This is a genomic window from Streptomyces sp. NPDC054975 (assembly GCF_053609105.1).
Genome location: NZ_JBSGWV010000003.1, coordinates 302,390 through 315,937, shown reverse-complemented (window position 1 = coordinate 315,937; position 13,548 = coordinate 302,390). Strand labels below are relative to the sequence as shown.

The following is a 13,548-nucleotide window of genomic DNA, read 5'->3' as shown; positions in this document are numbered from 1 at the left end:
GGGTACGGCGGCATGAGGACCGACCGGGGTGAGCTGGGCTGAACTCTGGGCCCTGCTGCCTTGGAGTGAATTAGTGCCTCTTCCTCCGACTACCGCGGAGAAAGACACCTCATGTGGCTAAGCCGTCAAGCTGATCATGCCGAGGGTGACGACTGCACCAGTGCGGTTCTCGGAATCGAGGCCCGATCGGAGCACGCGTAAGCTCTCGACCACAGAGAGGGTGGGGTGCCAGATGTGATGGAAGCGACGCCGGGACGAGAGCCCAGTGATCCCGTTGTCGACTGAGCAGCTGACGCCTAGGCAGCGGGTTCAGGCTGTGGTCGCCGCGATCACCGACGGCACTACAGCCCGGCCTGAGCAGCTTCAGGGCCTGCCGTTCGAGGTCGTCCTGGCTGTTGCGCGTGATCAACAGGCTCCGATGGCGGAGGCCTATCGTGAGTTCCTTTCTCTGATCGGCGGTGGCGCCGGGCGTTTCATGCAGGGGGAGGACGTCTACCACCCCCGGGTCCTTGGCCTGGGGACAGCTGCCCGCGAGCTCCTCGAAGAGAACCAATCGCCCTTCCACTTCGACCCCACCGACCGCGTCTTCTCCATGCACCAGGGCTACCAGTTCGATTTCATGCGAGGCACCGGACCTGACCCTGAGGTCTGGTCATACTCCGAAGGCCAGCACGCGGACGTCCCCGTCCGTAGCTACGCGTCCTTCACCGACTGGCTCCGCGCGATTGCCGAAGCAGAGATACCTGCCTGGCAGCATCACGTCGAAACGGTGCACGAGGAGATCAACGCCGACGGCAGTGTCACGCTGCACTGGTAGAGAACGCGGAATCAACTGCTCGTCACTTCCGTGCCTGGAGAGACGGGGAAGGCGATGGATTCGTCGAAGGGGACCCGGGCCTGCAGGCAGTGATGGAGCTGCCCGAGCATCCGATTGAAAGGGCCTGCATGTGCCAGTCCCCGCCGGTCCGTCGGCGCCGGTAGTGGGCGTCGGCGCCGGCCGAGCCGCCGAGGGAGGCGAAGGCCCATAGGTGGCCGACGTGGTTGAGCCGGTTGTTCTTGACGAACCGGCGCCCGACGTAGTGGCGTTTGCCTGAGGCCCGGGTGATGGGGGCCGCGCCCGCGTATGCCTTCAGCCCTCCGGCGGTGGCGAACCGGGTGCGGTCGTCGCCGATCTCCGCGAGGATCCGTGCGCCGATCTGGGCGCCGATGCCGGGGAAGCTCAGCATGATCGGGGCGTCGGGATGGGCTCGAAAGGCTTCCTCAGTGGCCTGGCCAAGGTCGGCGACTGCTTCGCAGGCGGCGTTCAGCTGCAGGAGCAGGGCCGCGGCCTGCTTGCCCATCGCTTCTTCGACCAGCGGGACGTGGTGTGGGGCTTCGCGGCGGAAGAGCTGCTGCAGTCTCTCGGCATCGGCCTCGATGTTCCTGCGTCGGCCGGCCCTCGTCATCATGGCTGTCAGGCGCCAGAGCGGCAGCTTGGCAGCCAGCGCGGGGGCGGTGCCACGGCGAGGATTCGGCGGGCGTCGGGGCGGGCCAGACCGCCCTGCTTGTCCTTCAACGCCTCCAGGAACGCCGGGAGGTACTCACGCAGCAAGGAACGGAGCTGGTTACAGAGCTGCTGCCGGCTCCAGACCGCGTCCTGCTGGGCTCGGGCCAGGACAGCCACCGCCTGGGCCAGGTCGGTGTCGGCGGCCAGCGGCCGGTGCATCGGCATGTCCGTGCGAATGATGTTCGCGAGCACGAGCGCGTCGCCCGGGGTCGGACTTCTTGCGGCTCACCCCGTGGCGGTCGCGGTAGCGGGAGGCCGCCATCGGGTTGACCGCGAAGATCTGCCGAGGCCCCTGCCTCAGCGTGGCGACCAGCAGACCGCGGCTGGTCTCGATCGCCACCGGGATCGGCGCCTCGGCGGTGTCGCCGTGCTCGGCCAGGAGGTCCAGCAGCAGGCGGTAGCCGTCCAGATCGTCGCCGATGCGGCACTTGGCCAACAGCTTGCCGGTGCCGTCGATGAGCGCGACGTCGTGGTGTCCCTCCGCCCAGTCGATCCCGCAGAACACGTCCATGGATTCCGCCTCTTCGCCGGTGCTGTTCTCGAACGCGAGCACGCGGAACCGCACGGCGCACTAATTCCAGGACTCCAAGGTCCGCCACCTCATCAGCCGTGCGCGGCACCGCCAGACCGCACGGGCGCACGCCGTGTCCAGAGCTCAAGGCTCGTGAGGAAGAAAGCGTCACCGTGCGGCAGCTCATCCATCGAGGATCCCGAACCCGGCGGGCCCGTGGGGGCAGAACGTGCGAGGACCGGCCGGCGCCCAGCGCCACCAGTCTTTCAACAGACCTCGACGGTCGGAGGTGTCGTAGGGGTCACCACGGCACCGACCGGACCACACCACTCCTGCCCCGGGCTGGACAGCCGCCCCGGGCCCCTTAGAGAACCAGAACCTCTAATTACTAACGAATTAGAGGTGTCAGCGTCGCGAAAGGGTGACCCGCCAGGGCTGACCTGCGGCGACGGACGGTGCCGTGAAAAGGGTCGGCAACCGGTGAAGCGACCAGCCTGGCAACGGGTGAGGCACCCAGCCAGGCGACCACCGAGGCAACCAATGGGGCAACCGGGTTCAGGCGCCGACGGCTCCCAGGAGCACGCCGAGTAGCGTCCCACTCGCGAGGAAGGGCCCAAGAGACCGGCCAACTCGCGGGACGCCTTGCGAAACACGAGCAGGGCGAGGCGTAGACGCATCCGAGGACCTGCGCGGCCGGCCGCCCCAGCCGAGCGGCCGCCCGGGACGAGCGCGGGCTTCACAACGCCGAATCCGAGACTGCGCGAGCCCCAACGATCCACCCGCGCCAGGGGAACGTCGGGCAGAAGGTGCACCGTCAGGTCACCCACGGCCTGCAGAACGAGGAGCGGGGCGGTAAGCAGCCAGACCCAGCTCGGAACGCGGTCCGGTGGCGTGAGCGCGCAGCGCGCAGCCCACCGCGAAGGGCGGCATGATCGAAGCGCAGATGGCCCGGCCCCCTGGTGCACGTGGCGCAGCGGGTGGGGCCGGTCCAGGTCCCGATGCGATGCGACAAAGGGCAGCGCGGAGCGGCAGCTGGGTCACGTGGCGAGGGGGAGAGCCGGATTCACCTTTCGGGTCGATTGGCTCGGGTGAGCGGCCGCGGATAAGCGGAACCGGAGTGACTCGTCTGCGCGCCGGATGGTGACCCAGAGGGCTGGGAGGGGTGACCCGGTGGGGGTTCGGGGCCGGGTTTCCGATTGGGCAACCGTTTGACCTGCGGTTTTGTAGCTCTGGGTCACTTTCTGGGTCAGGGCTGCTGAGGACAGTCAACGACACGTGATCGAGAAAGTGGGGCCGTGTCGTGGACATCCGTGTCTTCAAGGGACTGAACGCTGAGTGGGCGCTGGTGTGTGCCGAGCCGGGCTCGGGTGCGCGGGTGCGGGGCTGGCTGGAGCAGGCCGGCGCAGTGCGCCGGGGCGAGGGCCCCACGGAGTTGGAGGAACTGCTCGGCTGGATCGGCGTGCGAGACCGGCGGTTGGGCCGTGAGCACAGCGACTGGTGGATGAGGGCCCTTCTGGCGGAGGCGTCGGGCGAGGGCGCGGAGGCGCGGCTGGCGGCTCGGGTGGTGGTCCAGGCGATGTTGGACGGGGCGGTGAAGATGACGCTCTCGTTGCTGCGGCCCGGGCGGGACTTCGACGAGGTGGGGCAGGTCGTGGTGGCGAGCCTGTATGGGGTGGTGCGCTCCTATCCGCTGCACCGGCGTCAGAAGGTCGCCGCGAACCTGTTGTTGGAGACGTTGCACCGGGCGAGCCGGGAGCTGCGGGTAGATGATCCGCAGGGCCTGGAGTGGGACTCGGCGCTGTTGGAGCTTCCGGGTGCCGAGAACGTCGCGGAGACCGCGTGCCGCAATGCGCTGCTGGAGCAGGCCGTGGCCGGTGGGTTGTCGGAGGGCTTCGGGGAGTTGGAGCCGGCGCAGGCCGAGCTGGCCGAGCTGCTGCTGTGGGGGGTGCAGGAGGGTCTGCTGCCCCGGGCGCGGGCGCAGCAGATCGCGGGCGAGGCACGCGAGGAGGCTCGGTCGGCGGCGGAGCAGGCGGGGGTGTCGGCGGTGACGTGGCGGAAGCGGCGCAGCCGGAGTGCTGCTCGGCTGCGGGCGGTCGCCGAGCAGTGGGTGCAGGCGGCGTGAAGTTCTCTGAATTGTCGTGGGCGTGGGTGTCACGTTCGGGCCGGGGCGGCTCCTTGCGGGGGTGGCACGGCGGATCGGCCGCCGGTGAGCCGGTACTGAAGGAGTCGGCTGTGGTGGAGAGGGTGTCGGATGAGGCGGTGCTGGTGCGGGCCCGCCGTCGGCTGTTGGATCTGGTCGCCTTGTTGGAGGTCGCGCCGTTCTCGCCGGACACGGAAGAGGCGATGCGCTGCTATCTGCGTGAGGAGGCTCCGTGTGCTCGTGAGGCGTTTGCCCGGTGGGCGGAGCTGCCGGAGCAGACCCGGCTGACGCGTGCGGCGCGGCTGAGGGAGGCGCTGTCGTGAGGCGCCGGATGGATGGCTCGGCCCGCGGGCGTGGGCATGCAGGCGGACAGTCCGGGCCTCGGGGCCGGCGTCGGTCGGCGGAGGAGTCGGCGGTGCTGCCGGTGGAGGCCAGCGGGTGGGCGGTGGGTTCTCTGGGGGCCGCGGCGAACGCGGTGACGGTGTTGCAGCGGGGGGCGTGGGTGCTGCTGCTGGCCGGGCCGGCGCTGGGGGCATGGGCGCTACTGGCACGGCCGGAGGTCGCGGTGGGTGCGGCTGCGCCGGAGCGGGTCGCAGGCGCGGTCGTGGATACCTCGGCCGGTCCGAGCGGGTTCGCGGAGTTGTTCGTTTGCGCGTACCTGGAGGCCGGCGAAGGGGCGGAGGGTTCTCTCGCGGCCTTCTTGCCGGACGCGAAGTCGGTGGTGCTCTCTGCCGATCCCGGGAGCCAGGTGGTGGAGCAGGTCGCGGCGGTGCGGGTGCGTGCCGTCTCGGACGGCTACTGGTCGGTGACGGTCGCCGCTCGTGTCCACCCTGCCAAGGACGCCTCGGCAACAGGAACCGAGGCGCAGGGGAAGGCCGAAGCGGAAGTGCTGAGGTATTTCCGGGTGCCGGTGCGGTCCGGGCCTGCGGGGGCGCTCACGGCGGTTTCCCTGCCTGCGGAGGTGGGTGCGCCCTCGGTCGGGAAGGCGCCCGCGCTCGCATACGGGCAAGGCTCGGGGCCCAGCGAGGCGGATGCGGGGGTGCGGACGCTCGGGGGCTTCTTCGCCTCGTATCTGGCGGGGAAGGGCGAGTTGGACCGGTACATGCCCCCCGGCAGCGCGCTGGCGTCGATCGTGCCGGCGCCGTATGCGTCGGTGGCGTTGGGGCGGATCGCGGAGTACGGGACGAACGCGCCGGGGGCGGCCTTCCCGGAGGGCGCGGAGATTGCGGATGGAACCCAGCGACGGCTGTTGGTGGACGTCACGGCGGTTGATCACGCAGGGGTGGAACGGCCGCTGACGTATGCGGTCGCGTTGAAGGCGCGCGATGGGCGGTGGGAGGTGGAGGCCGTCGAGGCGGCCCCTCTCCTTGCTGTGCCTGCTGGTTCTGGTGCGACGAAGGAAGGGAGCAACTGATGGGGAACCTGGTGGTGCTGGCGGATGCGCTCACCGATGCCGAGGGGCTGGGCGGACGGATCCGGGATCTGCTGGTCGGCACGGTGATGTCCGTGATGGTGGTGGTGGCGGTGATCACCACGTGGAGCAAGTCGAAGTCGGTGCTGGCCGCGGGCGCGGCTCTGCTGGGGGCGGCGGCGTTGTGGTACGCGGTGATGAACGCGGTGGCGTTCCGCGACAGTGTCGGGGAGACCATCAAGCCGGGCGGGGGTGGTGTGCCGTCGGTGACGGAGGGGCGCGGGCCGGCGATCGTGCGGGGCGTGGATCCGGCCGATGGGTCGGCGTCTGGCGGTGAGGTGCTGTGAGCGCCGCGACTTCGAGAGGCTCGGCGGCTGAGGATGAGGTGCTGGTTGGCCGGTGCTACACGAAGGCGCGCCGGCATCCGCTGATGATCGGGAAGTGGCCGGGGGGCCGGAAGCCGATCTGGGGCGGCCCGTACACGGTGCCGCAGGTGATCGTGATCGCGGTGGTGTTCGCGGTCTTGATGCTGACGCGCGGGCTGTGGGCGCACTTCGGGCTGGTGAACTTCGTGATCGCGATCGGTGTGCCGTATGTGCTGTCGCTGGTGGTGCGGCATGTCCACATTGACGGGCGGAATCCGCTTCTGGTCGCGGTGAGTGCGGGCGGTGCTGTGATGGCGCCGGCCGGGGGGCGGCTCGGCGGAAGGCCGGTGAAGTCCCTGGGCCGCTATCGGCCGCTGGTCGGCGTGTGCAGCCTGACCTGGACACGAGCGGCCGGTTCTTCGGACCACGCGGAGGCGCGGCGGGCAAGCCGTCGCTCGCGGGCGGCGGCGCCTCGGCACGACGAGCGGCAGGTGGTCGAGGAGCAGGTGAACCTGGCTGCTCCGGCTTCGGCCGGGGAGGTCGCTTCTTCCTCGGGAACGGTGGGCGGTCGGCCGGTTGCGGTGGCCGCGGGTCTTTTGGCGTTGCGTCAGGAACGTGCCGGCATTCGCGAGGTGCGTACGGATGGGCGGGGGGTGTGAGCGGTGCGGATGCCGATCCGGCACGTGGCCGGGAACGTCGTGTGGACGACGCAGGGGACGGTCTGGGCGGTCTTTCGGGTGCAAGGCGCTGATACGGCTCACGCGTCGCGGCGGGCCAAGCAGCAGCGGCTTGGGTATCTGGAGGCGCTGGTCAAGCAGTTGCGGGGGGAGTCGATGCTGCTGAGCCTGTGCCCGGCGGTGGACCCGGCCGCGGTGGTGGCCAAGATGTGCGCGGACATCGACCTGGGGGCGTCGCCGCGCTATCGGATGAGTGTTGAGGTTCTGCGCGGCCAGCTGGAGCAATTGGAGCTGACGGGGCGGTCGGACTGGTTGGCGCTTCCCCTGCCGATGCAGCGGGGGGAGTCGGTGCGCGAGGTGTTCTCTGCCGCGCGCGCCGAGGTCGCCCTGGCGCTGGGGCTGCTGCCCCGGCCGGTATCTGCGCGTGAGGAGGAGCACCGCCTGGCGCAGGCGGAGCGCCTGGTGTCGATGTGGCCGTCAGGGATTGGGCTGCGTCCCGCTTCGACGGCCGAGGTGTTGTGGATCTACGGGCACAGTGCGCGGCGCGGCCTGGTCGAGCCGGTACTGCCCGGCGGTGCGGAGGGCGAGCGGCGGATGCGGGGGCGCGGGCGGGGAGCGGCCGCGCTGGGGCAGGTGGTCCTCGCCGAGGGCGGCCACCTTCTGGCCGGGCAGGACCAGGACGGCGAGGCGGCGAGCGGGCGCCGAGCGGGGAGGAGGCGGGAGAACCCGTTCGCGCGGCGGTGGCTGGAGGTGACGACCGAGTGGGGGCCGTCGTACCAGGCGATGCTGGCGCTCGCGGAAATGCCCGAGGCGTTCACGTTTCCCGGCTCGGAGTATCTCGGCCAGCTCGATGAGTTCTCCTTCCCGGTGGACTGGGTGGTGCGTCTGCAGGTGGCGGGCGGCGCGGAGGCGGAGGCCAAGAGCCGGCGCCAGGCGCGGGAGCTGGCCAACCAGTACCAGGAGTACGACGGGGAGACGGCCGGGGTGCCGGCCAGCGTCGACAAGGCGGCCTCGGGCCTGGATGAGTTCCGCGAGCGGTTGACGTCCTCCAAGACCGAGGTGGAAGTGCGGGCGATGACCGCGCTGTGCGTGTGGGGCGGCACGCCTGAGGAGGCGGAGCGGCGGGCGGGTGAGCTGGCCGGTCACTTCGCCGGCGGCGAGTACACCTTCGCCCGGCCGCGCGGTGAGCAGGAGAGTCTTTGGTACGGGATGCTGCCCGGCGCGCGCACGCCATCGGTGATGGCCCAGTACGCGCAGTACCTCCTCGCCCGTGACTTCGCGATGGCCGGCCCGTTCACAGGCAGCGCGCTGGGGGACGAGACCGGGCCCCTGTACGGGCTGCAGTTGGCCAGCGGCGGGGTTCGTCCGGTGCTGTGCGACTGGTCGCGCGGCCCGAGGGAGAACGTGTCGGCCGCGGCCGCGTGGGTCGGTGAGCTGGGCAGCGGCAAGTCGGTGGGGATGAAGGGCGCCATGTTCTCGGTGCTCGCCGCCGGGCGGCGCCGTCACGGTGTGACGCGGGGCCGGGTCGTGGTGGTGGACCGGACCGAGCAGCAGGAATGGGTGCGCTTCGCCGAGGCCTGCCCCGGAGAGACCGAGATCGTCACGATCGACGACCAGGCGCGGATCTCCCTGGACCCGCTGCGGATCTTCACCAAGTCCTCGGAGGCGCAGCGGTTCACCGAGTCGTTCCTCACCCTGCTTCTGGGGCTGGCGCCGATGAGTGATGAGGGCATCGCCCTGTCGGAGGCGATCGAGGCGGTTCTGCTTGAGCCGCACCCCTCGATGCGGGTGCTGGTCGAGGAGCTGGTCAACCGGGGCGCGGGCGGGGATGCGTTCGCGGCGATGGCCGCGCGCCGGCTCGCGGCGGTGCGCCGCAAGGACCTCGCTCGCGCGGTGTTCGACGAGTCGCTGCCGGTGGTGCGTAACTCGACGGCCGACAGTGTGGTCTTCGCCGTCGCGTCGCTGGCGTTGCCGACGAAGAGCGAGCTCGAGGCGGGCCGTCTGGAGAAGCTGCAGTTCGAGAAGACGTTCGGGCGTGCGGTGATGTATCTGATCGCTGCCCTCTGCCGGAAGATCGTCTATGCGCAGCCGGACGAGTTCGCGGTCGCGGTGTGGGACGAGTCCTGGTGGCTCACCTCGTCCCCCGAGGGCCTGGACCTGGCGATCGAGCTGGTCAAGGACGGCCGCAAGCACAACGCGGGCGCCTGGTTCGGCGGTCACGACGAGGACGACATCGGCCCCTCCTCCAGCGAGAAGGGCCAGATCCTGCGCGGGCTGATTCCGCGCAAGTTCCTCTTTAGGCACACCAACCGGAACCTCGCCCGGCGAGGCCTTGCGTTCCTGGGCTGCAACCCGGAGGACGAGGACCTGCTCACCCTGGTCACCGCCGGCCTGTCCCCCAACCGTCCGGACATGAGCGATGCGGAACGCGCCGCACGGGCCGGTGAGTGCCTGCACCGTGATCTGACCGGCCGGATCGGCACCATGCAGGTCGTCATCCCCGCCGACCAGCAGGCTGCCGACAACATTCACTCCCAGCCCGTCCGGCAGGCGGCCTGATGCCCCGGCGGCCTCTCGTGCAGAGCGCGAAGCATCTGGGGGCGGGTATCGGGAGCCGTGTCGTCGCGGTGGTGCGGTGGGCGCGGCCGGGCCGGGCTCTGCTGATCGCGGTGGTCCTGCTGATGCTCGCCAGCATCTCGTCGCTGACGCTGGCCTCCGTGGCCTTGGCCGCCCCGGAGCCCACCCCGTCCGCGACGGCGCCCCGGCAGCTGGTGCCGCCGGTCGATCCGGACAATCCGCTCGCGCCCCCTCCGGTCTTCAACCCGCCCAAGGACGGCAAGTCGCTGGAGGAGATCGGCAGGGAGGCGGAGAAGAACGCGGCCGCCGAGCGGAAGGCGAAGGAGCAGAAAGCGAAGGAAGCCTGGGACAAGGAGGTGGACAACTACCTCAAGAACCAGGCCTCCCGGGGCGGGGTGCTGTCAGCGTTCGAGGTCACCGACCGCAATAACATCCCCGTCTCCGCCTACCGCGTCTATGCCGACACCGGTGACTGGAGCGACTGGGACCTCAAGGTCGAGCACTTCCTCGTCGAGATGATGTTCCTCGGCAACAAGTGGCTGGTGTCCTTCGCCTGCTTCCTGATCACCTGGGCGCTGTCGTTCTCCCTGGCCGGCCTGCTGCTCAAGCCCGCTCTGCAGATCTCGACGTCGCTGTATGGCGGGGTGATCATGCAGTTGGGTCTGCCCGGCCTGTTCCTGACATTCTCGGCCGTGGTGGCGTCCTGGCACCTGCTGTTCGGCAACCGGGCCCGCGGCTGGGGCGAGATGGCCGCGGCGATGGTCATCTCCGCGCTCGCCGTCGGCGCGCTCGCCTCGCCGCCCCAGATGCTGCTGTCCAAGGACCACGGCGCCGTCGCCGCAGTCCGCAACCTGGCCGTGGAAACCGCCGCGCTCGTCCTGGACAAGGAGGCCATCGACACGGGCAGCACCGCCACAACGACGGCGGGCAACACGTGGGAGAAGCCCGGGCAGGGCACCACGGTCGGGCAGCGGGTGCGCAGTTCGGCCGGCTCGATCGCCCGGCCCATCACCGACGCCCTGGTCGACGCGTTCGTCGCCCGCCCGGCGATGATGCTCTCCTACGGGCGGACCTTCGAGGACCCGAAGAACGGCCGTGGCGCCAAGTGCGGGACCTTGTTCCGCCAGTCCCGGATCTCCCAGGCCGTCTTCGACCAGAAGGTCGACGAGATCCTGGCCGCCGACAACAAGTTCGCCAAGGACGTCCCCTTCATCGGCGGCACCCTCAGCGACCTCGTGGACGCGACGACCCAGCCCGCCGAAACCGTCATCCGCGAGAAGCTCGCAGCCAAGGGGCCGCTGAAGAAGTTCGAAGCCTCGTGCGTCAAGGACGGCGCCGCGTCGGCCAAGAAGGCCAGCATGGAGAAGGTCGGCGGGGCCTTCTTCATGGTCATCGCCGCGTTCCTGACCTGCTTCTTCATGATCACGCTGACGTTCAGCTTCCTATTCGCCCAACTGCAGATCGCCCTCGAGGCGATGATCGCGAAGGTCGCGCTCGCCGTCGGTGTCCTGCCCGGCCCGGGGCGCGGCTGGCTCTGGGACCGCGCGACCGCCATCGCCCGCGCCCTGGCGCTCCTGATCGTCTCCATCACCGCCATCGCGGTGTTCATCGTCGTCGTCAACGCCGTCCTCAACGCCTCCGACGCCGACATCCCCGGCGGGATCACCATCCGCTTCGTCGTCCTGGACTGCGTCGTCATCGGCGCCTTCCGCTACCGCAAGCGCCTGACTCTCGCCACCCGCAGCCTGAGCATGAGGGCCCGGGCCCGCGTCGGCAGCAGCATCGCCGGCGGGGCGGCCACTTCGTCCGACCTCGGCCAGCCGAAGCGTGCTGGCATGGGCAAGAAGCTGCTGATGGGCGGGCTCATGCTCGGCGCGCTTGCCGCGACCGGCGGCGCCAGCGCGACCGTCGGAATCGGCGGGGCAGGTACGAGCCGACTGGCCGCCAGCCTCGGCGGGCGGGCCCTGCGCGGAACCGGCCGCGCTGTTGCCGGGACAGCGAAACTCGCCGGCCGCACCGCAGCGGCCGGCGCCAAGGGCGCAGCGAAGACCACCGCGTTCGGGCTCAAGGCGACCGTGGGCCTGCCGGTGTACGGGCCGCGTGCCGCCCGCCGGGTCGGCGCCGCCGCCGCATCCCTGCCCGGCCGGGCCGTCTCCGCGGCCGGCAGTGCGGTTCAGGATGTGCAGCAGACGATCCAGTCGATACACCAGAACGTGGTGGCGCCGGCTGCGGACTTCGGCGGGGAGTACACCCACAATCTGCGCTCGCTCGGCCGGATCGTGACCGGCCGGGGCGGACTGGGCCGCTACAGCGCGCCGCGCCGCCCGGGCCCCTACCCGCCCCCTCCGCCCGCACGGCGCCCGCGTCCGGCACCCCGCCCGCACACACCTGCACCGGCACCCGCTTCCGCTCCTGCCGCGCCCGCCATACGCCGCCGCCTGGCGCCGCCGCGCGTCGTGCAGCCTCCGGCCGGAGCGGCGCAGGCCATGCTCCGGCAGCGGCTGCACCGCGTCCGGACCCAGCAGCCCCCGGCTGCATCTCCCCCGCAGATGCCGCCCTCGGCCGTGCCACGCCCGGCCCGCCCGGCCCGTCCGACGCCCGCGCCCAATCCGGCGCCGCGCCGCCGCCGGGGACGGCCGTGAGCGCGCAGGCGAAGACGGCCCTCACGATCGGCTCGGCCCTCCTCGCCCCGCTCGCCGCCGTCGTCGGACTGCTCATCCTCTTCATCGCCGCCGTCGCCAACGGGGCCGCCGGCCACGAGGAGGAAACCGTGGGCTTTGCCCAGGGACCGACCGGCACGGCCCCGTCCAGCGACCCCGGGATCGGCCCAGTAGTCCTCAACGCCTACGTCAAAGCCGCATACGCCATCACCGCGCTCCGCCCGAAGTGCGCCGGGATGCGCTGGTCCGTCATCGCCGGCATCGGCAAGGTCGAGTCCGGCCACGCCGCCGGACGCACCATCGCGGCGAACGGCAGCGTGACGCCCAGGATCTACGGCGTGCGACTCAACGGATCGGGGGCCGGCGGGAACACCAGCGTGCACAGCGACACCGACCACGGTGTTCTGGACGGCGACACCCTCTACGACCGGGCAGTGGGGCCGATGCAGTTCATCCCCTCCACCTGGCACGGTCCTTCCGGCCAGGACGGCAACGGCGACGGCGTCAGGGACCCGCACAACATCTTCGACGCAGCCCAGGCCACGGCCGTCTACCTCTGCGGAACCGGCAGCAGCAACCTCACCGACGACGCCCAACTCCGCCGGGCCGTCCTGCGCTACAACCAGTCCTCGGCATACGCCGACGAGGTGATCGGCCACATCCACGCCTACGACCAGCTCACCCCCTCCGGCTCCGGCCCGGCCGGTGCAGCACCGGGCGGCGGTGCGGCCTTCCACGACGGCGCCGCGAACTGGCCCCCAGGGGTCAAGAACCCCTACTCCACGGCGGCGGCCATCGCCTGGGCCCGCCAGGAAGCCGCGGGTGGAGGCCAGAAGTGGTACCGGGCCTGCCTCGCGTTCGTCGCCCGCACCTACGGCTGGTCCTACTCAGGCGTCCAGTACGCCATCGACCACTACCGGCAGATGCCCGCCGCCATGCGCCACGACCGCGACCGCACTCCCCCGCCCGGTGCGCTGATGTACTGGGACACTGGCAAGCGGGCCGGTCACGTCGCGGTCCATCTTGGCGGCGGGAAGATCGCCTCCAACGACATCCGCCGCAGCGGCTACATCGACGTCGTCGACGCCACCGACATCGAAACCGTGTGGGGCGCCACGTATCTTGGCTGGGCGCCGCCCCACTTTCCCAAAGGCGGCTGACGGCAATCCCAAAATTCGATGCGCTGGCCGGGTCGCTGCTGAGTGAGGTCCCACCCGTACGTGCCTCAGGCGTCACCGGGCCCATGGTGTTGGCCCGGCGCATGGCACTCGGCGCGGCACACGCCTTGGGTACGGGCATGGCACGGTCGCCGCGCGCTGGGTCATCACCTCGTCCCGAGCGGCGCGACTCGCAGGAGGGGATCCCGGCGGGCATCTCGCTGAACCCGTCGTCGACCTCGCGGTGGCGCTGAATCATCCTCACCCCAGGCACTCAGCCACCCTGCTTCTCGGCCTGGCGCTGCTGTGGCCGGTGAGTGTCGAACCCAGCGGGCTCGGCCATGCGGGTCAGAGGGTCGCCTATCGATTCGAGGCTGAGGCCCTCGTCGAGGATCCGGTGGCCAGCGGCGTGGACCTGGCGGACAGGGGATATAGGGCCCTCCCGGCCCGGGTGCAAGGCCCGGACTGGGCAGACGCCGGCGCGGGAGGCGTAAGGACCTGGTT

Annotated in this window: 9 protein-coding genes and 1 pseudogene; 9 read left to right on the top strand and 1 reads right to left on the bottom strand. The window is 70.8% G+C overall.

The features are described from left to right. Positions 1-316: 316 nt before the first annotated feature. Positions 317-817: an SMI1/KNR4 family protein gene (locus tag ACWF79_RS06320; RefSeq protein ID WP_453726870.1), complete on the top strand. Its 501-nt coding sequence runs from the start codon at positions 317-319 to the stop codon at positions 815-817. 11 nt (positions 818-828) lie between these two features. On the opposite strand, the pseudogene ACWF79_RS06315 reads toward ACWF79_RS06320, so the two are convergent. Then, positions 829-2,057 (bottom strand): annotated as a pseudogene (locus ACWF79_RS06315) (IS110 family transposase). A 1,300-nt stretch (positions 2,058-3,357) separates the two neighbouring features. On the opposite strand from ACWF79_RS06315, the gene ACWF79_RS06310 reads away from it, so the two are divergent. The 8 genes from ACWF79_RS06310 (at position 3,358) to ACWF79_RS06275 (ending at position 13,047) form a co-directional block, all read left to right on the top strand. After that, a complete protein-coding gene (locus tag ACWF79_RS06310) occupies positions 3,358-4,179 on the top strand; it encodes a hypothetical protein (protein WP_453726869.1) in 822 nt (273 codons plus the stop codon). Between the two features lie 110 nt (positions 4,180-4,289). Continuing rightward, positions 4,290-4,520, top strand: a complete 231-nt coding sequence (locus tag ACWF79_RS06305; protein WP_453726868.1) for a hypothetical protein — start codon at positions 4,290-4,292, stop codon at positions 4,518-4,520. Between the two features lie 92 nt (positions 4,521-4,612). Then, positions 4,613-5,611, top strand: coding sequence for a conjugal transfer protein (locus tag ACWF79_RS06300; RefSeq protein ID WP_453726867.1), 999 nt, complete (start codon positions 4,613-4,615; stop codon positions 5,609-5,611). Next, positions 5,611-5,955: a hypothetical protein gene (locus tag ACWF79_RS06295; protein WP_453726866.1), complete on the top strand. Its 345-nt coding sequence runs from the start codon at positions 5,611-5,613 to the stop codon at positions 5,953-5,955. The genes ACWF79_RS06300 and ACWF79_RS06295 overlap by 1 nt, the downstream gene beginning before the upstream one ends. Further along, on the top strand, positions 5,952-6,632 hold the full coding sequence (locus tag ACWF79_RS06290) for a hypothetical protein (RefSeq protein WP_453726865.1): 681 nt from the start codon (positions 5,952-5,954) through the stop codon (positions 6,630-6,632). The genes ACWF79_RS06295 and ACWF79_RS06290 overlap by 4 nt, the downstream gene beginning before the upstream one ends. Positions 6,633-6,641: 9 nt before the next feature. Beyond that, complete coding sequence (locus ACWF79_RS06285; protein WP_453726909.1) at positions 6,642-9,209, top strand: ATP-binding protein; 2,568 nt, start codon at positions 6,642-6,644, stop codon at positions 9,207-9,209. Beyond that, positions 9,209-11,869 (top strand): hypothetical protein, encoded by a 2,661-nt coding sequence (locus tag ACWF79_RS06280; RefSeq protein WP_453726864.1) that lies wholly within the window; start codon positions 9,209-9,211, stop codon positions 11,867-11,869. Before ACWF79_RS06285 ends, ACWF79_RS06280 begins: the two co-directional genes overlap by 1 nt. Next, complete coding sequence (locus ACWF79_RS06275; RefSeq protein ID WP_453726863.1) at positions 11,866-13,047, top strand: hypothetical protein; 1,182 nt, start codon at positions 11,866-11,868, stop codon at positions 13,045-13,047. Before ACWF79_RS06280 ends, ACWF79_RS06275 begins: the two co-directional genes overlap by 4 nt. Positions 13,048-13,548 lie beyond the last annotated feature (501 nt).